Source organism: Acinetobacter sp. SFA (genome assembly GCF_001647535.1).
Taxonomy (GTDB): Bacteria; Pseudomonadota; Gammaproteobacteria; order Pseudomonadales; family Moraxellaceae; genus Acinetobacter; species Acinetobacter pecorum.
The window spans coordinates 40,811-61,048 of the sequence record NZ_LSZI01000016.1; the positions used below are offsets into that span (position 1 = coordinate 40,811).

Sequence of the window (20,238 nt, forward strand, 5' to 3'; positions counted from 1 at the left end):
GATTAAGCCTGTGCTACCTGTTTTTGCTGGATACTTTTGGCCGTGCGATAGCAGTCTTGCACATGGGCATCGGCAATTTTTTTCATGACAAAATAACCCAGACTTGCAGCAACCAGTTGACCCCCTAGCGGAATGAATTTTGTGACTTGCTTTATCAGCACTTTCGCTGCAACATTGTTCAAAGATTTTTTAACTGCCGTCCGTGCGACCACCAGACCAGAAAACTCTACGCCACGTTTACGCAGCTCCTGCCAGTGGATCTGACGGGTTTTTGGATCGTAAACACTGATCTGGTCAGGGGCCAAGCCAAAGCGGGCATTGATCTCGGGAATTAATTGCGACAAGATACCGACATCAATGACCACGTCCATAAAAGGTACCGGAATAACAGCGGCACCGGCAGAATAGTAGGCGCGTTTTTTGGTGAGTTCCAGGCATTCGTCGCGGATTTTTTCCAGATCCAGGTTCGCGTCGAGACGTTCAGGAATTTTATCTAATTTCATGGGCACTACCTAAGCTCTATGTTGTTTTTTTCCATTCAAGCATCTTTAAGATGCTTTTTTCAAAGAAATTTTTCGACTGAAGTGTGGTTTTAAGGTGTCATAGCGCGCTCGGGATGTATAGTAAATAATCTTTATCGTTTTGTAGTAAAAACCACATTCAGCAGTTCAGGGGAACCAATGGCCATCCATGTTATTCAGAGTCAACGTATTGATGTACTTTTGGATAGTATGCTGCATATTGTCAACCAGACTGCCCGAAATCCGTTTGAAGTGTTACAGACCCGGCACTTTATTGTGCCGTCTCCGGCAGTAGAAAGCTGGCTGACCCAGAAAATTGCCGAGAAAAAAGGCATTAGTGCCAATACCCAGTTTCATCACCGGATTCGCGCCTTTCAATGGGCTTCCTATCAGTGGGTATTGAATGCACCCAAAGAGGTGGAACAGGTGCGCGAAGCCAATATTCCGCGCATTATCATCAAATGGCGGGTATTTCAGGCGCTACGTAAATATATTCTGCCCGAACAGATTTCCTTAGACATGGATCATCCGCTGTATTCTATTATCAAACGGATTTATGACAGTGCTGATCGGCTGGAGCAGGGTACAGAGAAGCAGCTGAAAAAACAGAGCATGCTGTACTGGGTAGCCGAGCAGGTATCGCGTTTGTTCAGCCATTATATGGATTATCGCGGTTATTGCGCGCGTAACTGTCCTCCAAAACACTGTAGCTGCCCGACCAACTGGCTCGAGGCCTGGGGGCAGGATATTGCGCTTGATATCGAACAGATGCTCTATAGCCCCAAAGATGAAAATGGTCATGAGATGCAGGTGGCGGATTTTGTCAAGATTCAGGCACGTGAACTGGAAGCTTGGCAACGCTGGTTGTGGCAGCATGTATTTCAAGATGATTATGCCAAAATCCTGGAGATTGAACGCCTGTATTGGGAGCGGCTGGAGAATGCAGAAACCCGCGCCCAGGCTCTAAAACGCCTGCCGGCCCAGATTGTGGTATTTAGCCTGCTGGAACTACCACCGAGCCAGCTGGATTTTTTACGTCGTCTGGGGCAATACATTGATATCTATATTTTTCACTTCAACCCCTCGCAGGAATACTGGGCGGACAGTGTCGATCCTGACTGGAAAGCCAGATTTGATTTGCAGCGCGAAGAGCGCTTTATTCAGCGTTTTGAAAAAACCCGTCAACGTAAACCAAATGATGCGGAAATAAAAGACTTCAGGATCAAGCAACTGAATTTTAATGCCGAAGACCGGGAATCGCGGCATCCGCTTCTGACCCGATTCGGCAAGCAGGCACGGGATCATTTTTCTCTACTCTCTAAACTGTCTTCGGGGGAAGAGGGTCTCTGGGCCGATGTCTTTGTCGATGAATATCAGGACAGGCTGCTGGCCAAAATCCAGTCGGATATCCTGTATTTATTGGAACCCCAACAGCATCAATATGCTTTAAGCCCTGACGATGATTCAGTACAGATTCATGTCTGTCATTCTTCATTACGTCAGCTAGAAGTCCTCAAAGAACAGCTAATTCACTGGCTGGCTCAAGATACGAATGACGCGCCGCGTCAGCCCAGTGATATTCTGGTGCTGACGCCAAGTCTGAAAGAACTGGAACCGGCAATTCGCAGTGTCTTTGCCCCGCCACCGCGTGAGCGCGAGACTGGCAGCAAACGCCTGCAGAAAGATAACCTGTATTTACCGATCCAGATTGCCGGGGTATCACGTCTGGATGTCAGCAATGCCTGGCGCGCGGTACTGGGCCGGATTCAGTGGGTACGGCGCCGTTTCAGTATTGAGGACTTTGCCGACTGGCTCAGCCTGAATGCCACCCAGCAGTATTATGGTCTGGACTATAGTCAGGTAGAACGGATGTTGCAGTTGCTGACAGATGCCGGTTTCAAGCGTGGACTGGACCAGCAGCATTTACAGCAAAGCCTCAGCGCAGGCGATGAAGATTACCGGTTTAGTTTTAAATTCGCGCTGGACCGTCTGGCGTTGGGGCTGGCGATTCCTGAACATACCCTGTTTCAGGATACCTTGAGTTATGCCAAGGTTCTGACTAGTGATTTTCCGCTGATTTCGACCCTGATCCGGATTTATCAGGATCTGGTACAGCGCCGTGACTGGCTGACTTTGCATGAAACTGGACAACGTACGCCAGTCAAAACCTGGCTGGAATATCTGCGTGCCGATCTGAACGAGTTCCGTGATGCCGGGGTAGAATCACTCAAAACCGTTGCCGAAATTATCGACAAGCAAATGCGGATGCTGACCCTGGCCGATTATCATGACCAAGATGATCCGCATGCCAGTCAAGAGCTAGTGGCACTCAGTCTGCCTCTGCCTTATGTGCTGGAAGAAATTCAGAATACCCTGGAGATGCAGCTGGATCAGGCCGAACCGACCGGACAGATTACTTTTAGCCAGATTGGCCAGATCCGACCATTGCCTTATAAACTGGTGGTGATGCTGAATCTGGATAGCGGTAAATTTCCGAGCCGCAATCAACAGGTTCCGTTTGACCTGATGCGCAGCCTGAAGCCGCAACTTGGTGACCGTTCCCGTCTGGATGACGAGCAGGGCGCTTTTCTGGATGCCTTGCTGCTGGCACAGGAAAATCTATGGCTGTTCTATAATGGCTTTGATCTGGAGGATGGTGAAGCTCGCGATCCATCCACTGCCTTGCAGGAACTGGTTCAGCATCTCGCGCTGATCTGCCAGTCTGAACAGCCGGATGCCGAAGTCGATCCGATGGTGGATATGCATGGTCTGTCCGTGGCTCAACATATCCAACAGCTTTATCATGTACATCCCTTGCAGCCTTTTGATCCGGCCGGATTTACAGATATGCAGACACCACGTTATCAGGATCAGTGGTTTGCGGTAGCAGAGTATATCCGTAGTGCCGAAGGCAAACGCAGCAGTTGGATTAATGCACATTATCCGGCATTGGAACAGAAAGAAATCTGGGTACTCAAAGGCGATGAATGGATCCGCGATATGATTTTCCCGGCACGTCTATTCCTGAAAAGTGTCGGGGTTTCCACAATTCGCTATGCCGATTTGCCGAGTTCCCGGGAACCTTTATTATTGAACAAGCTGGAACAGTATCAGGTACGGGATTTCCTGTTGCAACAAGAACAGGAGATTGAGCCAAACCTGATGCTGGACCGTTTGCCGGTGGGCAAAACCCAGCAAGCCACCTGGCTGGGCAGCCAGCAGGAACAACAGTTATTGCAAGAACGTTTGCTGCAGTTGGGCAAAGAACTGACGCCAGTTACCCAGCAATCCTTGCAGTTCAGTCCTGAACTGATCATTCATATTAACGTGCCTCAGGTTCCACACAGCAGCTACTGGCTGAGTATGCAGTCCTCTTCGGCCTCGGAAAAACGCCGCGCCCAGATCTGGCTGGAGTATCTGCTGTGGCTGGCTTACTTAAATGATGATACACGCTCACCAGAACTGGAGCGCATTGTCATTTTTAGTAATAAAACCCTGAAGTTTTCTGGCTTGAGTTCGAGCAAGGCACATGAGTATTTGCAGCTCTGGTTAAAGGCCTGGGAAATTGGTCAACAGCAGCCGCTGGTCTTGCCGGCAGAATTACTAATGAAAAAAGAGTGGCAGTGGGCCGAGAATGAACAGGGCAAGATGACCATTGTGGAAATGCCGGAATTGCTAAAGGCCTGGAACAACAGCTATGAGAGTGCCAAACCTTTGGCTTCGGATGAATCCAGTCTGCTGCATCAGGACTGGCAATTTATTTTGCAGGATCAGGATCCGGATCTGGCCTTGCAAAATTGCTGCCATGATTTTGCCCATGGCCTGTATGCGCCGATTCATCAACATCTGGAGTGGGTGAAATAGCCGTATGACTTTATTAAAGCAGCAGATGCAAAAAGCCATTTCCACCAATCCGATTCAGGACATGAAATTCCGTGGCCTGCACTGGATTGAAGCCTCCGCAGGAACCGGCAAGACCTATACGCTCTCCAGTCTGATGGTGCGGATTTTTCTGGATCAGTATTATCCGCATCAGGTGATTGCGACGACATTTACCCGTAAGGCCACGGCTGAACTGAAAAACCGGGTACGGCTCCGGGTTGAGGAAACCCTAGCTTATATCCAGCATCATCAGCAGCTCAATTCAGTTGAAATCACAGCAAAAATCCAGAATGAAACCGATCCCTTATTTCAGCAGGTACTGAAAGATTATGGTTCACGGCTGGATTATGCCCGTCGCCGTTTACGTCTGGTGCTGAACCAGTTGGATGAACTGTTTGTCGGCACCCTGGACAGCTTTAGCCAGAAACTGTTACGTGAATTTGCCTTTGAAAGTGGCAAGATTGAACGTGCAGAACTGACCGAAGATCAGGATCTGTATATCCAGCAGCTGATTCATGATGTACTGCGTGACTGGATTCAGCAACAGCCGCAATATATGGTCAATCATCTGTATGTTCAGAATCTGCTGAAACCGGTGGAGCATTATACCGGGCTGGTACGTGATGCACTGAATTTCAGCAAGCAGCATTTCCGCAAGATCGAACCGGCTGAATGTGACCTGAACAAATTGGAAGCCTGCATCAGTCAATTAGTGAATATTCAGGAGCATGATCTTGCCGTCATGCGGCGTTATTGTCAGGAAAGTCCGAAGTATTTTCACAAGAGTTTTTTGACCAAGTTAACCGAAATTTGTGAAAACTTTATGACCTGGAGCGCAGCCCTGCAAAATCAGGGGGGCATGAGTTTCTTTGATGCTGAATTACAGCCGATTATACTGAATCTGTGCCATTTGCGCCGCAAGAAAACCGATTTCCAGCCGACCACTCAGGTCTTTAACAAAAGCTGTCCGGATGCAGAGCAGCAGCTGATTTTGCAACATGGTCTGATCGTGGCAATTGATGCGCTGTGCGAGGTCAAACAGTATCTGGATGAGCAGCTGCAACAGCTTACGACCCATCTGGAATTTCATATTATTCAAAGTGTGCAGACCCGTTTGCCGCAAACCTTGCAGCAGCAGGGTGAAACCACTTTTTCCCAGCAAATCCGTACATTGGCGGAAGCATTGCAAGGCCAGCAGGGACAGCGTTTTGCCCAGTTTGTGCAGGCACGTTATCCGCTGATTCTGGTCGATGAATTTCAGGACACCAATCAGGATCAGGATGATCTGCTGGCCAAGATCTGGCGTGATGCCAACCGGGTGCAGTCCGGCTGCATGATTATGGTCGGCGATCCGAAACAGGCAATTTACGGTTTCCGTGGCGGCGACATGCTGACTTATAACAAGGCACACGCTGACGTACGTCACAAGCAGGGTCGTGAATATACCCTGATGCAGAACCATCGTTCAGTCAAACCGCTCGTAGAAGTGGTTGATGCGCTGTTCCAGCGGCAAATGGATTTTGGCGAACAGGTGCAGTACACCCTGATTCAGGCCGGTAGTCGTCCGCATCCAGATCTGGTCGAGATGGGCAGGATCAACCCGCAGCCCTTACGATGGATTCAGCTAGGTGAATCGGATCTGGAAGCAGATCAGGTGGCTTGGAAAATCCGTGCATTGCTGAATCAGTCTGCCCAGCAGCAACTGTACTTTCAGCAGAAAGAGCACCAGCAAAGCCTGAGCGCAGATGATATCGCCGTACTGGGGTTTGGACATTTTGCTCTGGAACAGGTGAAGCAGCGTTTGCAACGTATGGGTATTCCCTGCTATAAAGAATCCAAACAGAGCGTGTTTGCCAGTCCAGTCGCTCAGGATGTCGCGGCAGTATTGACGGCGATCATGGATCCTTTCAATGAGGCCAAGGTCAAGCGGGCTTTACTAACTCGTCTGCTGGGCTTCAATCTGAAAAAACTGATTGATTTGCAAGGCCAGAGTGAAGGCGTCAGTCGCTATATTGCGGATCTGGATATCATTCGGGAAATGTGGTTTGAGAAAGGCTTTTTGACCGCATGGAATTATGCACTGAACCTGTTTCAGGTCTGGACCAATCTGGTGGCCAGTCAAAGTCTGGATAATGAGCGGGTGGTGGTCAATCTGCGCCATCTGACTGAGATGCTGAGCCAGCAGAGTGAATATTATCAGGGGGCGCAAAAACTCTATCACTGGTATTTGCGCCAGCTTCAGTCACCTTCAGGTAAGGACAGCGAAAAAGAACGCAAGCTGTCTGGGGATCATGGGGTGCAGCTGATGACCATTCATGCCTCCAAAGGGCTGGAATTTAAAGTGGTGTTTTTATTGGGAGCCGATGCTGCTTTTGATGTGAATAAAGGTAACCTGAATTTTTCCCTGTCTGTGCCTGAACAGGACAATATTCTGGAACAATCCCGGGTGATTGCAGTCAATCACAAGAATTTGCATGAGCAGACGATTCAGCAGAACGCAGCGCGTAATGCCGCTGAAAACCACCGGCTCTGGTATGTGGCGCTGACCCGTGCCAGTCACCGGGTATATGCCATGCTGCAGGACCAGAACGCACAGTCCGATTCCGGGCTGGCCTTCTGGCGTGGTCAGGGAGATCAACTGTTTCAACATGCTTTAAGTCTGGTCGAGCCGTCTCTGTCTCAGGAACCACCGCGTCTGGTCGAGCCATCGAACCATCATCAGGTTGACATGCGGGCGCAACCTTTGCCAGAGCGGCAGTTTTATCCGCGAACCAAAACCAGTTTTACGGCTTTGTCACAGCATCAGCTACATGGACATATCTTGCAGGACGATCTGGTCACGGCTTCTGAACAGCCCGATAGTGCCGCTGATGAAATTCATTTTACCGGTCTGGAAGAACAGCCAGCAGCCGTGCCTTTAGACTGGATTAGGCTTAATTTTCCCAAAGGCACCGTAGCCGGAACATTCTTGCACAGCATTTTTGAACATATTGATTTTCAGGACAGCAGTTACTGGAATCTGGAAATCCGGCGCCGTTTTAAAAATACCGCACCGCAAATCTGGCAGGAACTGAAAGAAAAATTTGAACAGGCTTTTCATATACGTAGTGTACTGGAGCAGGTCTTTTCCCTACATTATCAGGCCGCTGTAGTGAATCTGCGAACCCTGTTTCAGGCCACAGCTCAGGCAGATTTCAAAGCCGAGGAATTGCGTCATAGTATGCAGCGCGTATTGTCCAGCCTGAACTATAAGTTATTGACCGGAATTCGCCTGCATGACCAAAGCAAAGCTTATCGCCAGCAATGGCAGCAGCTGTTTCACTCGGCACAACAGCTCGAGCGTTCGGCTCTGCTGGAATTTTTAGGTCAGTTTCAGGTGTATTTCGATGGGCTGGAGGATGACGCCTTTATCCAGTTTTTTGAACAGGAAATGGCCCAGCTCACACGCTCTGCAAGCACTGAATCGCTGAATGTGGACAGTATTTTCCAGACTGCTTTTGAGGGATTGCTGGACGAGATCACGGAAGATATTTTGCTGAACCTGATGCATGACTGGGTATATGACATTCTAGCCACTCCGATCCAGGCAGATTTTGCGTTGGCACAGCTGGAGGCTAAACAGTATCTGTCAGAATTTCCTTTTTATATGTCCTTGACCGATGCCCCTTTGCAGATTCGGCAAATCCATCAGCTTTTTCTCGAACATGACATGGTCATGAGCGATTTTAATGAGGCCAAATCGGCGCGATATCTGACCGGTTCCATCGATCTGGTGTATTTCGATGGTCAGCGCTACCATATTGCCGATTATAAAAGTAACTTCCTCGGGCCGGATCAGCAGCACTATAGTGCTGAGGCGATTCAGCAGAATATGAGCCAGTCCAGTTACTGGTTGCAGGCTGCTTTGTATTTGGTGGCGCTGCATCGGTACTTGAGTGCCAATATGCAGACTTATTCGATTCAGCAGCACTTGGGCGGCGCAACCTATCTGTATTTGCGCGGGATGAATGGACAGGCGCAGCAAGGAGCCTATCATTGGCAACCGGACTCTGAATTCATAGAAAGACTGGATCAAATATTGGGCTATTGTGAGCAGAAAAAATCAGCATGATTTTGCGATTTTATAAAATATGTATAGATTAAACATGAAATTATCCTGTGGATAACTTTGAGGATAACTGTGTGGAAAATGAGCAGAATCACGTGTCACAGCAACATTCCGATTTAATGGCCTGGATTGACTATCTGTGTCAGCCTCCATTCAGTACAGCTGCATTTGATCCGGCAGCAAAATTATTGATCGAGCAACTGCTGGAAGCGATGCAGGCGGGAGATAGCTGTATCGAAGTTAATCCTCAGCAGGTTGCCTTACTGCATAATCTGGTTCTAGACCGCCATCAGCAGAGTGCAGGAATTGCACCATTTATTTGTGCAGATCAGCATTTATATCTGTACCGCTACTGGCAACTGGAACAGGCAGTGGCTACACAGTTGGTACGGATCAAGTCACAAACGGTGACTCCGGTGAATTTAAGCGAGCATAATCGCAATCTTCTCTCAGATCCACAGCAGAAACTGGCACTGGAAATGGTTGCGCAGCAGGCGCTGAATATTATTACCGGTGGGCCTGGAACAGGTAAAACCTATACCTTGGCGCATATTATTGCTGTGCTGTATGAAGCCTTGCCGCATATACGGATCGCTATGGCAGCACCTACCGGAAAGGCCGCGCAGCGAATGAAAGAAGCACTGCAAAAAGCCTTGCACAGTGAAGCGTTACAACAGTTTGAGCTAGAAGCATTAAAACAGTTACAACCAGTGACCCTGCATCGCTTACTAGGTCTGGGTACTCGCGGACAGCCACGCTTTCATGCCAAACAGCCTTTGCCCTATGATGTGATCGTGGTCGATGAAGCCTCAATGCTGGATTTGAATCTGTCCCAGATGTTGCTGGCCGCCGTACCGTCTCATGCACGGCTGATTTTACTCGGTGATGCAGACCAGCTGGCCTCTGTGGATGTCGGAACGGTACTGGCAGATTTACAGCAAGTGACGACTCTGGAGGATAACCGGGTCAATTTAATCACCACGCGACGTTTTGCGGCTGGAGCCAGGATTGGGGCAATGGCAGAGTTTATCCAGCAGAGTCATGAGCCTTCAGCAGTACTACAGAAATTTGAGCAGCAGATTGTGGCAGCCAGTGAGTTACAAGCGATCGATTTGGATCAGGTTGAGATCGACCAGTTGCAGTTGCAATACCTGCTCGCTGGCGCCGAACAGACCGCGCATAACTTGAATCAGTATTATGACCAGCTTATGTATGGTTATCAGGCTTATGTACAGGCCATAAAAACAGAAGAAAACTCAGCTGATTTTGAGCAGTATGTACAACAGGTAGTCAAAACTTTTGATCATTACCGGATTTTAACTGCAATCCGTTCTGGTGATCTGGGTCTGCTCAAGATCAATTTGCAGATTGAGCAACGTTTTCTGGCAGCCCAAGGTCAGTTGAAACAGGGCGACTGGTATGTCGGACGACCCGTGATGATGGGGTATAACGACTATCAGTTGGGGCTGTCCAATGGTGATATTGGCATCTGTTTTTTACGTGAACAGTCTGGTCAGCGTCAGTTTGAAGTGTATTTTCCGAGTCTGGAAAAATGGGTATTAGCCACCCGTTTACCTAAAAGCATTGAAACTGCTTTTGCGCTGACCATTCACAAATCTCAAGGTTCAGAGTTTGCCCATACCGCAGTGGTACTGGATCAATATGCAAAAAACTTATTGAGCAAAGAGTTGATTTATACCGCAATTACTCGAGCTAAAAAGGTGGTCAGTTTATTGGTGGATTATGACGCTTTTACACAAGCACTATGTGTTAGAAGCATAAGAAAAAGTGGTTTGAGTCAGAAAATTATTGAACAATCTAGTAATTTGGTTGGCAAAAAATAATCAAATCGTGTAGGTAAAAGCTTACAAGGATTCAGGAAATTGACGCATAGAGCTTTTACTCAGTATTTGAGAAGATTGGTCCTACAAAATAACTCAACATGGAAAGTTGAGCATAATCGCATAATGATAATAATAATGTCGGTAGACAGCGAACTTACAGTGAAGTAAGTAAAAGAGGAAACTTACAGCCGCTAAGCCTTGTAGTTTTGGGAGAGACTACAAGGCTTTTTTATATCCTGTTATTTTTTAACTTCTAAGTTGTTAGATTATTATCTTAATTCCTTAACCTAATTTATATAATTTATTGAGTAGATTTAGGTAACTAAAGTTAAATAAAACGAGATTAATGTAACATTGTGCAACTTTCAGGCGAGAAATTGTACGCAATGGCTTACACCGAGATGCGCTAAATACCTCTATGTGTCTGGAGAGAGTGTGGCAAAATCTACCATACACGGAAGATGAATTTTCAACAGGATGTTTGAAAATAATAATAAGCGTAAAACGCTATATAACAATACAATAAATAATAATGATAAGAGAAAGAACTACAGCGCCAAAAAGCCCGAGTTTACTCGGGCTTTTTTTTATTCATTTTTTCGGAGCAGGCTGACGATGCGGGTAAATTACATCACGCTTGAGCTTTACAGAAAAATTTCAGTCACATTCATTTCATCATTTTTCCCTTAATCATACTGCAGTATATAAATACTTCATGAACCGGAGCTTAACGGATCAGCACCCAGAAAATGAGCGACCAAAACTATGCGAAAGTATGGATCTCTTTTTGCAATTTGACGCATTTTCCCTTAAAATATGCAACTTGCTGTAGTGATGCACGGCAGTCAAGGTTTTGAATTCTCATTACTTTGATTTTTATCAAAATATATAAGCATCTCGGAGAAATCGAATGGCTTTAACTAACGCAGATCGCGCAGAGATCATTGCTAAATTTGCTCGCGCTGAAAACGACACTGGTTCACCAGAAGTTCAAGTAGCTCTTTTAACTGCTCAAATCAATGACTTACAAGGTCACTTTAAAGAGCACAAACACGACCACCATAGCCGTCGCGGTTTGATCCGTATGGTTAACCAACGTCGTAAGCTTCTTGACTACCTAAATGGTAAAGACCACGGTCGTTATGTAGCTTTGATCGGTGCTTTAGGTTTACGTCGTTAATTCGATTTAAACTTTATTTTCGGGTTTATTGCATGCTTTGTGCTGTATTGCTGAAAACTAAAGTTGGCTTGGCTTATGGCTAGGTCTGTGGAAGGGGCGAATATTTCGCTCCTTCTTTGTGTTTAAAAATAGTATTTAATCTGGTGAGGTCGGCTTCTAAGCTTTGTCATTTATTCGTCCAGTTGGTCGTGAATGCCAAACCTTAGGGGTCTCCACTAGAATAAAATTAGGAAAAAATAAAACATGTCGATGTTTAATATTGTTCGTAAAGAATTTCAATTCGGTCAGCACACTGTAACTTTAGAAACAGGTCGTGTGGCCCGTCAGGCAAACAGTGTTGTAATCACCATGGGTGGTGTACAGGTGCTTGTAGCAGTTGTTGCACAGCCTAAAGCAAAAGCAGGTCAAGACTTCTTCCCATTGACTGTAAACTATCAAGAAAAGCAATATGCTGCTGGTCGTATCCCGGGTGGTTATGGCAAGCGTGAAGGCCGTCAGTCTGAAGCTGAGACTTTAATTTCACGTCTGATTGACCGTCCAATCCGTCCGTTGTTCCCGGAAGGTTATTTCAACGAAATTCAAGTAACCGCAACCGTTATTTCTTCTGACAAAACGATGGATGCTGACATTGCTGCAATGTTAGGTACATCTGCTGCATTGTCTATCGCTGGTACACCATTCCGTGGTCCAATCGGTGGCGCACGCGTTGGTTTGATCAACGGCGAATACATTCTGAACCCGAACCTTGAACAACTCAAAGAGTCTGATCTTGATCTTGTGGTTGCCGGTACAGAATCTGCAGTGTTGATGGTTGAATCTGAAGCGAAAGAGCTTTCAGAAGACCAGATGCTGGGCGCTGTATTGTTTGGTCATGACGAAATGCAAATCGCGATCCAGGCGATCAAAGAATTTGCTGCCGCTGCGGGTGCAACTGAGTCAACTTGGGTTGCTCCGGTTAAAAATGAAGAACTTCTTGGCAAATTGAAAGAAGCATTCGAAGCGAAAATTTCTGAAGCATACACCATTGCAGTTAAGCATGAACGTTATGCAGCACTTGATGCACTTCAAGAAGAAGCATTGGCTCAATTCGTTCCTGAAAATGACGAAACTGGCATTGCTGATGAAGTTAACGAATTATTCGAAGATCTTAAATACCGTACCGTACGTGACAATATCCTGTCTGGTAAGCCACGTATTGATGGTCGTGATACCAAAACTGTTCGTGCAATTGACGTACAAGTGGGTGTTCTAGATCGTGCACACGGTTCTGCATTGTTCACACGTGGTGAAACTCAGGCGTTGGTAACAACAACTTTGGGTAATACTCGTGATGCACTGATGGTTGATACCCTTGCAGGTACCAAAACTGACAACTTCATGTTGCACTACAACTTCCCTGCATACTCTGTAGGTGAAACTGGTCGTGAATCTGGTCCTAAGCGTCGTGAAATCGGTCACGGTCGTCTGGCACGTCGTGGTGTTCAAGCTGTACTTCCTGCGGCTGACCGCTTCCCGTACGTGATCCGTATCGTTTCTGACATCACAGAGTCAAACGGTTCGTCTTCAATGGCGTCTGTATGTGGTGCTTCATTATCGTTAATGGATGCAGGTGTTCCACTGAAAGCACCAGTTGCGGGTATCGCGATGGGTCTTGTGAAAGAAGGCGAGCGTTTCGCAGTGCTTTCTGACATCTTGGGTGATGAAGATCACTTGGGCGATATGGACTTTAAAGTAGCTGGTTCTGCAAACGGTATTACTGCGCTACAAATGGACATCAAGATCGAAGGCATCACTGAAGAGATCATGGAATCTGCATTGAACCAAGCTTATGCGGGTCGTATGCACATCCTGAATGAGATGAACCAGGTGATTTCACGTGCGCGTCCTGAAATTTCGATGCACGCACCGACATTCCAGGTAATCAACATCAATCCGGATAAAATCCGTGATGTGATCGGTAAAGGCGGCGCGACCATTCGTGCGATTACTGAAGAAACCAAAGCGGCAATCGATATCGAAGATAACGGTACAGTTCGTGTATTTGGTGAAACTAAAGCGGCTGCGCAAGCGGCAATTGCAAAAATCCAGGCACTTACTGCTGAAGTTGAGCCAGGTACCATCTATGCAGGTAAAGTCATTCGTATCGTAGAATTTGGTGCGTTTGTAAACATCCTTCCAGGTACGGACGGTTTACTTCACATTTCTCAAATCTCGAACGAGCGTATTGCGAATGTGGCAGATGTTTTAAAAGAAGGTCAGGATGTGAAAGTACAGGTTGCGGATGTTGATAACCGTGGTCGTATTAAACTGACTATGAAAGACATCGAACAAGCATAATTGATTGCACATTCACATGGCTGAGTCCATGTGAATAAAAGATCAGTAAAAGCCCTGTACTTTGCCAAGGTGATTGCTTTGGCAGGTACAGGGCTTTTTTGTACCTTATTTTAAGCTGCGTAGTCATGAAGACTTATAAATAAAAGCATTATGTGATTGCTTAAGGTTTCAGCCCGACTCATAATTTTAAGGCTGATAGATAAAGTGGCTTAAGTTTCTATTCAGTCATAGAGCAATTAAAATAGTGAATAGAGAATAGTTTTAATGAAAATTTATTATTTTTATCAGCATCTTTCAGATCATTATCTTTCTGTACAAAAAGAACGCATTACAGATGCTGAAACTCAACTTGAATTTATCTGGATTGATTGCACCCGCATAGATGTTGTAAATCGTGTAGAAACTTGGCAAAAAGAAATATATCAACATGCTCATATGTCTTTAAATGAATTTCATGTAAAAGATATTTTAAATTTAGAGCATCCCTGTTCATTTGATACGATGGATGATTATAACTTGCTGATTTTCCGTAAGCTCATTACTCCGGATGATGAGATAGGGACGACAGATGAACAGCATGAACAAATGTTTGGTCTGGCTACCACACCTGTCAGTTTTATTATCACGCCGCAAGTTCTGGTTACGGTACGTGAACAAGGAAATAAAGTCCTACAAAACTATATTTCCCGGATTGAGCTAAATTTTATTCATTCTAACAGGGAACAGAATAAGTCACGTAAACTTCCAGCTTCACCTTTTGATTTGTCCTTGCGCCTACTAAACAGCATGGTGGATGGTTATCTGGATTTGCGTGTACCGCTGACCCGACGGGTTGGATTCTGGCAGCAAGAATTATTGCAAGGGCGTCGCCGATTTAAGAAATGGGATCAGTTATTACAAGAAAGCATCTCGTTTCAGCAGGTTGAAGATTTATGTGAAGAGCAGATTGATACTCTACAAGAATTCAGGGATGAAATTATAGATAATTACCCACATGCGAAAGGTAAGAAAAAGTCTGAACGACTGGATATATTGCTAGTCCGTATCAATGATTTGATCAGTCATGTGGAGCGAATTCAGAAACATATTGTTCGTCTGCGTGCTTCGATCCAAGCTACTATAGATTTACATTTTTCTGCAATCGCCAACCAAACCAATGAAAACATGCGTATATTGGCCATTATCACGGCCATCTTCGCACCTTTGAGCCTGTTAACTGGTATTTATGGGATGAATTTTGAGTTTATTCCAGGTTTGAAATCTCCCACCGGATTTTGGATAATGCTAATCGTCATGGGTATTACGACCATATTATTAATCTATTATTTTTATCGCAGACACTTGGTGGGTTTGGGCGAGAAAAGCGTGATTGATCTGTTAGCACAGCAAAATAAAGATCAACACATCAACCTGCTCTGGTTGCTGGACTATAAGCCCATTAGGCAGTCTGTCAAAAAAACCGTAGAAAAAGTCGAAAAACTGACCAAATTAAAATAAAAACAGTGACATCTTTTTTGTATACAAAGATAACATTTTTAAGCATAGCCAAGCGGATTCAAACATCAGGCACAATGTGCAGGATGATCCTGGCTTGGCTTGCCTGGCTCCTACTTAAGACAAGTTTCCTGCCTCAGCCGTTTGCGTCAGTATTTTATATATTTCGTCTTTTATTTTTAACTTCTTACGCTTAATCAGTTCAATATCGCTATTGATCTGATTGACTGGATCCAGTTCCAGCTGAGTGATTTGCTTGTCCAGTTCACTATGCTCCTCAAATAACTTGGCAAAGTGTGGATCTTCCTCCCGAAGCTGGACAATTAAATCGCGATATTCGGGGAACATATATTTGATTTTCTTATTACAATCTTTGGTTTTCATAGTAACTCTAATACTCTCATTTTAAAATTAAATAGATAGCTCTGAGCTACCGCAAAAGCCTGCAGATAGACAGAGCATTAGAGGATTTACTTGAGTTGCAAATGTTTAACCTCACGGCGTAACTCTTGCACTTCATCGATCAAATCCAGCATCATGGCAACTGCAGTAAACGAAGCATCGAAATCGCGTTGCAGACGGTAGGCGCGTTGTGCGCGTGATATATCTTCACCCAGGAAGATACTGTGCTGGGTTTTGGAACGGTCCGGCAATATTCCATATTCAATCAGTTGCATGACCCATTCCGGGCTTTGTCCGCATGCTTCGGCAAAGTGAGCCAGGTCAAATGAACGATCATCCACAATTTCCGATGGAATATAACCGTGTGAAAAACTTTCTTGGTATTGAATCGTAGTCATGGATCTACTCCTTAAACCGCCTAACTATGCAAAATAAAAGGAAAATTACGGTGCTGATATAAAGCACCATCTTTTTCCTGATCTGCATATTTGGCATGATGATTCAGCTGATCATAAATGCAGAGAGAATATACGGGAGCATGCAATGATGCGGCCTCTCTGACCAAATCTGCTTCAGTAGCATCTAAATACAAAAGATACAAAAGGATGGAGGCTGAACCTGTTTTTATAGTTTTATATTCGATCAGCAGGGCACGTATATTGACAAAGCTGCGATGAACAGGTGGCACCAAATGAGGATGACATAACAGCCCGAAAGGCAGAATTGAGGTTGAACGAGGCTGAAGATTGATCATCATATATACATGAATAAAAAATAACCGTCTTCAATCCATTATTATAATTTTCCGCCCTAGGAAACAGTTTTTATTTGTACCTTCTTGTTTCAAATCATGACAAAGTAAAAAGCCCCTGAAAACAGGGGCTTTAAAATCTATATTTTAAATTAATATTTTACCCAGGTTACACTGCGTCCGATCACTGATACGCCGACGTAACCACGTAAGGTCAGACGTTTACCATTCGTGCTTAAGCGTGCTTTACCTTTGTATACTTTGCCGCTGATCGGATCGAGCACTTTGCCATCATGGTATTCACGCGGTTTTTTTGGATCTGCTTTAAAATCCCAGATAAATGGCAAACCTAGGAAAGGCTTGTTCTTGAGCTGACCTGGACACTTATGGCAGATCCCCATTTTTTCTGCACCTGGCAGGCTGCGTGTTTCAACAATAATTCCTTCATAGCTACCATCCGCTTTCTTGCGAATTTCTACATCTGCACGGGAATAGCCAGATTGATCATCAATGGTTTTCCATTTACCCACTAGCGGATCTTCATAGGCAAAGGCCAAACTTGAAACTACGGCCAAACTCATCCCCATTACTAGAGTATTCAATAATTTCTTCATAACATGCCTGTTGGTAAGATAATCTATTCGTTTTAGAATTATTGCTCTAATTTATTTTAAAAGTGTAATTAAATCAAGAAAATAAAATGTGATTATTTTCTCTTAAATTTTCTGAAAATGAGAAATGTTAGGCTTTTATTGATGTGAATAATATCGCAATTTAAGTAGAGGTCTGGGGTGAGATTTACCAGAGAGTGAAACTTAAGGCAGGGGCGAATTTTCTACTGTAAGGACATACTTTTTTCTATTCTTCAGCGTTGTAGAGATTCAAATGGAAAAAAAGCATTCCTGAAGAATGCTTTTTAAAACAGAGAAGTAGGGTTGGTTAGCTCAGATGCTCACCGAAAAGACCTAAAGCTTCTTCAGCCGTAAACGTATACTGGCTATTACAGAACTGACAGTCCATCTCGATCGGATTCTGGAATTCCAGTGTTTCACGGATCGACTCTATACCGATTTGCTGCAAGGCAACGGCACAACGCTCTTTAGAGCAGGTACAGCCAAACTTCAACACTTCCGTATCTGGCAGACGCACTTCTTCTTCATTATATAAACGATATAGAATATCAGTAGCTTGCAACCCAACCAGTTCTTCAGCCTTCAAGGTTTCTGTAAGCATGGTCAGACGTGGCCACAGATCTTCATCTACACGGCGCTGTTCTTCTTCACTATTACGCGGTAACAGCTGAATCAGTAAACCGCCCGCACGCTGCTGGTCACTTGCCAGTACGATGCGCGTCGGAATCTGTGCCGAAAGATCGTAATACTGCATCAGACAGCCCGCTAGGTTTTCTTTATCAAGGGGTACGATACCCTGATAGCGTTCACCCATTTCTGGTTCGATATTGATGAACAGAACCGGAGAGTTCAGTGCCTTCAAAACTGTACTGCTGTCTTCGCCCACCAGAAAGTGCGGGTCTTCTTCATAATCAGCTAAAGCGCGAACTTCACCCAAATGGTTGCATTCTGCCATAGCCCATTTAAATGTACCTGATGCCTGAATTTGCAGGCTGATACGGCCCTTAATTTTCAATGTACTGGCCAGCAGGGCAGTGGCACTGAGCATTTCACCTAACAGGATTTTAACTGCAGGTGCATAGTCACGTTGCGCTAAAATAGTTTGTAAAGCTTCTTCAAGATGCACCACTTCACCACGAACAGGGCTATCTTCAATAAAAAAGCGTTGGCGTAAATCAGACATAAAATTCTCCATAACCCTGTTTTAATGGTGTCATTATTGTAAAACACAAGTTATGACAGATCATCCCTTAACATATCAATTGTTACGCTGTTTGTATCTGGTTGCTGCGACATCTCTGGTTTTGGCACTTTATAGCGTTGATCTTGAGCAAATAGATACTCCAGTTCAGCCAAACTGTTCCGGTACTTTTTATCTGTTGAATGTTGTTCTGGATCCAGATCATACTGGCTGCTTAAAAGCTGTTCATCCTGTTCACGGAAGTTCTGGATCTGTAACTGGCTTTCTTTGGGGTTAGTATTGAGCTGGTCTAATAAGGCGCGACTCAATTCTAATGCAGAAAGATAGGTTTCACGCCAGATGTGTTGCACGCCCAAATCCTGTAATAACTGCACATGATGCCGGTCACGGGCGCGAACCCATAAACTGATTTCAGGATAATTCAGCCGAAGATGCCGCACGATCAACATTGAGTCTTCAATATCATCAATGGCGACAATGACCTGTTGCGCCGTGGCAACCCCTGCCTGCATCAAGGCTGCCGGTTCTGTCGCATCTGCCTGATAGAAAGGGATATCGTACTGCGCCAGAAGCTCAGTGGCTGGCACAGTACTGTCCATGACACTAAATGCATGTTGCTGTTGCAGTAAAATCCGGGCAATGATCTGTCCGAAGCGGCCAAAGCCAATCAGCAGGATTGGCGTATGAGCTTGAGGATTAATATCAGTTTCAAAAGTCGCTGCCAGATGATTGTGGCGATCCAGACGCGGTAAGATCTGACTGTGCAATAACCAATAAAATACGGGGGTCAGCAGCAAGGAAAAACTCACCATCCACAGCAAGGGAGAGAGCAGGTCACCCGTAATAATCTGGTCGGATACTGCAATCATTAGTGCCAGTAAGGCAAATTCGCCACCTTGTGCCAAACTGGCTGCCAGCAGGGTACTATTGCGCCAGCTATTTTGATGATAACGCGCCAATGCTAGGTTGATTGCAAACTTGACCAAGATCAAAGCGAGGGTGCCGCCGAGAATGATCCAGGGGAAATTGAGCAGATCAGGTAAGTGTAGTGACATGCCCAGACTGATAAAGGCCAGGCCCATCAACAGGCCCTGAAAAGGCCGAATCGTGCTTTCTACCGCTGGCCTGAAATCTGAATCTGCCAGTAAAATACCGGCAAACAAGGCCCCCAGGAATAGACTCAGTCCGAGGGTATTCATCAGCACCAACAGTGCCAAGGTCACCGCAATCGCCACAATCGCGTGCAATTCGTGACTGCCACTTTTGGCAATCCAGCGATATAGCGGTTGCATCAGGTAACGATTACATAGGAACAGACCGCTCAATGTCGCGATGAGGGCAGCAAAGTAGGCCACGCCATGTTCAGTGGAGCGAATCCCGGCAAATAAGGGAATGGCTGCAATCACCAGAATGGCCAACAGGGCATGAACCAGCAGAATCGAATAAGTCTGTTGACCATAACTGGTGGCAAACTGTTGCTGGTTGTTCAACTGTTGAATGACTAGTGTCATGGCAGATAAACTGCCGGCGAGCCCAATCACGATACTAGCAAGCAGACCTTGCTGCAAAAAGGTCCATGCCATCAAACTGAAAATCAGCGCGCTGGTCAGTACCTGTAAAGTTGCCATCATCCATAGGGTGGGATGGATCTGGAGGATGCGTTGTGGTCTTAGTTGCAGGCCGATCCAGAACATCAGGGCCATCAGGCTGACTTGCATGAAACTACGCATGACTTCAGGTGCCTGAATCAGATGCAAAAGGCCTGGGCTCAAGATAATTCCTGTTAACAGATAGCCCAGCACACTTGGCAACCTGAGCCTTTTACTCAGTGGCACCATCAACAGTGCAATGACCAGAACCAGTGTTATTTGTAACAGTATCGACAT

The 20,238-nt window shown here is 45.5% G+C and carries 13 protein-coding genes; 6 read left to right on the forward strand and 7 right to left on the reverse strand.

The window, feature by feature from the left end:
• Window positions 1-2 precede the first annotated feature (2 nt).
• Entirely contained in the window at window positions 3-503 is a 501-nt protein-coding gene (locus tag AY607_RS07015; protein WP_064094946.1) for a hypothetical protein, read from the reverse strand.
• A 177-nt stretch (window positions 504-680) separates the two neighbouring features.
• Here AY607_RS07015 and AY607_RS07020 point away from each other — a divergent pair, with 177 nt between their 5' ends.
• The 6 genes from AY607_RS07020 (at window position 681) to AY607_RS07045 (ending at window position 15,369) form a co-directional block, all read left to right on the forward strand.
• Window positions 681-4,385, forward strand: a complete 3,705-nt coding sequence (locus tag AY607_RS07020) for an exodeoxyribonuclease V subunit gamma (protein ID WP_064102186.1) — start codon at window positions 681-683, stop codon at window positions 4,383-4,385.
• Window positions 4,386-4,389: 4 nt separating this feature from the next.
• Entirely contained in the window at window positions 4,390-8,514 is a 4,125-nt protein-coding gene (locus tag AY607_RS07025) for a UvrD-helicase domain-containing protein (protein WP_064102187.1), read from the forward strand.
• A gap of 116 nt (window positions 8,515-8,630) precedes the next feature.
• Window positions 8,631-10,355: an exodeoxyribonuclease V subunit alpha gene (recD, locus tag AY607_RS07030; protein WP_225215686.1), complete on the forward strand. Its 1,725-nt coding sequence runs from the start codon at window positions 8,631-8,633 to the stop codon at window positions 10,353-10,355.
• Between the two features lie 910 nt (window positions 10,356-11,265).
• Window positions 11,266-11,535 carry a 30S ribosomal protein S15 gene (gene rpsO, locus AY607_RS07035; RefSeq protein WP_004637724.1) on the forward strand — a complete coding sequence of 90 codons (270 nt, stop codon included), beginning with the start codon at window positions 11,266-11,268 and terminating at the stop codon, window positions 11,533-11,535.
• A 249-nt stretch (window positions 11,536-11,784) separates the two neighbouring features.
• On the forward strand, window positions 11,785-13,872 hold the full coding sequence (gene pnp, locus AY607_RS07040) for a polyribonucleotide nucleotidyltransferase (RefSeq protein ID WP_171254907.1): 2,088 nt from the start codon (window positions 11,785-11,787) through the stop codon (window positions 13,870-13,872).
• 264 nt (window positions 13,873-14,136) lie between these two features.
• The gene (locus AY607_RS07045; protein ID WP_064102189.1) at window positions 14,137-15,369 is read left to right on the forward strand and encodes a magnesium transporter CorA family protein; all 1,233 of its coding nucleotides are present in this window, start codon (window positions 14,137-14,139) and stop codon (window positions 15,367-15,369) included.
• Window positions 15,370-15,483: 114 nt separating this feature from the next.
• On the opposite strand, the gene AY607_RS07050 is transcribed toward AY607_RS07045, so the two are convergent.
• From AY607_RS07050 to AY607_RS07075, 6 genes are all read right to left on the reverse strand, one after another.
• Window positions 15,484-15,750 (reverse strand): YdcH family protein, encoded by a 267-nt coding sequence (locus AY607_RS07050; protein ID WP_064094940.1) that lies wholly within the window; start codon window positions 15,748-15,750, stop codon window positions 15,484-15,486.
• An 86-nt stretch (window positions 15,751-15,836) separates the two neighbouring features.
• Window positions 15,837-16,166, reverse strand: coding sequence for a chaperone modulator CbpM (locus tag AY607_RS07055; RefSeq protein WP_064094939.1), 330 nt, complete (start codon window positions 16,164-16,166; stop codon window positions 15,837-15,839).
• A 20-nt stretch (window positions 16,167-16,186) separates the two neighbouring features.
• Complete coding sequence (locus AY607_RS07060; protein ID WP_171255292.1) at window positions 16,187-16,522, reverse strand: hypothetical protein; 336 nt, start codon at window positions 16,520-16,522, stop codon at window positions 16,187-16,189.
• Between the two features lie 149 nt (window positions 16,523-16,671).
• Window positions 16,672-17,133, reverse strand: coding sequence for a DUF2147 domain-containing protein (locus tag AY607_RS07065; protein ID WP_064094937.1), 462 nt, complete (start codon window positions 17,131-17,133; stop codon window positions 16,672-16,674).
• 325 nt (window positions 17,134-17,458) lie between these two features.
• Window positions 17,459-18,334 (reverse strand): Hsp33 family molecular chaperone HslO, encoded by an 876-nt coding sequence (locus AY607_RS07070; protein WP_064094936.1) that lies wholly within the window; start codon window positions 18,332-18,334, stop codon window positions 17,459-17,461.
• A 50-nt stretch (window positions 18,335-18,384) separates the two neighbouring features.
• Entirely contained in the window at window positions 18,385-20,238 is a 1,854-nt protein-coding gene (locus AY607_RS07075; protein ID WP_064102191.1) for a cation:proton antiporter, read from the reverse strand.

Bases quoted from the DNA above. Each gene is read 5' to 3' on its own strand.
- AY607_RS07015 (WP_064094946.1), bottom strand. From the start codon at position 503: ATGAAATTAGATAAAATTCCTGAACGTCTCGACGCGAACCTGGATCTG.
- AY607_RS07020 (WP_064102186.1), top strand. From the start codon at position 681: ATGGCCATCCATGTTATTCAGAGTCAACGTATTGATGTACTTTTGGAT.
- AY607_RS07025 (WP_064102187.1), top strand. From the start codon at position 4,390: ATGACTTTATTAAAGCAGCAGATGCAAAAAGCCATTTCCACCAATCCG.
- recD (WP_225215686.1), top strand. From the start codon at position 8,631: ATGGCCTGGATTGACTATCTGTGTCAGCCTCCATTCAGTACAGCTGCA.
- rpsO (WP_004637724.1), top strand. From the start codon at position 11,266: ATGGCTTTAACTAACGCAGATCGCGCAGAGATCATTGCTAAATTTGCT.
- pnp (WP_171254907.1), top strand. From the start codon at position 11,785: ATGTTTAATATTGTTCGTAAAGAATTTCAATTCGGTCAGCACACTGTA.
- AY607_RS07045 (WP_064102189.1), top strand. From the start codon at position 14,137: ATGAAAATTTATTATTTTTATCAGCATCTTTCAGATCATTATCTTTCT.
- AY607_RS07050 (WP_064094940.1), bottom strand. From the start codon at position 15,750: ATGAAAACCAAAGATTGTAATAAGAAAATCAAATATATGTTCCCCGAA.
- AY607_RS07055 (WP_064094939.1), bottom strand. From the start codon at position 16,166: ATGACTACGATTCAATACCAAGAAAGTTTTTCACACGGTTATATTCCA.
- AY607_RS07060 (WP_171255292.1), bottom strand. From the start codon at position 16,522: ATGATCAATCTTCAGCCTCGTTCAACCTCAATTCTGCCTTTCGGGCTG.
- AY607_RS07065 (WP_064094937.1), bottom strand. From the start codon at position 17,133: ATGAAGAAATTATTGAATACTCTAGTAATGGGGATGAGTTTGGCCGTA.
- AY607_RS07070 (WP_064094936.1), bottom strand. From the start codon at position 18,334: ATGTCTGATTTACGCCAACGCTTTTTTATTGAAGATAGCCCTGTTCGT.
- AY607_RS07075 (WP_064102191.1), bottom strand. From the start codon at position 20,238: ATGTCGATACTGTTACAAATAACACTGGTTCTGGTCATTGCACTGTTG.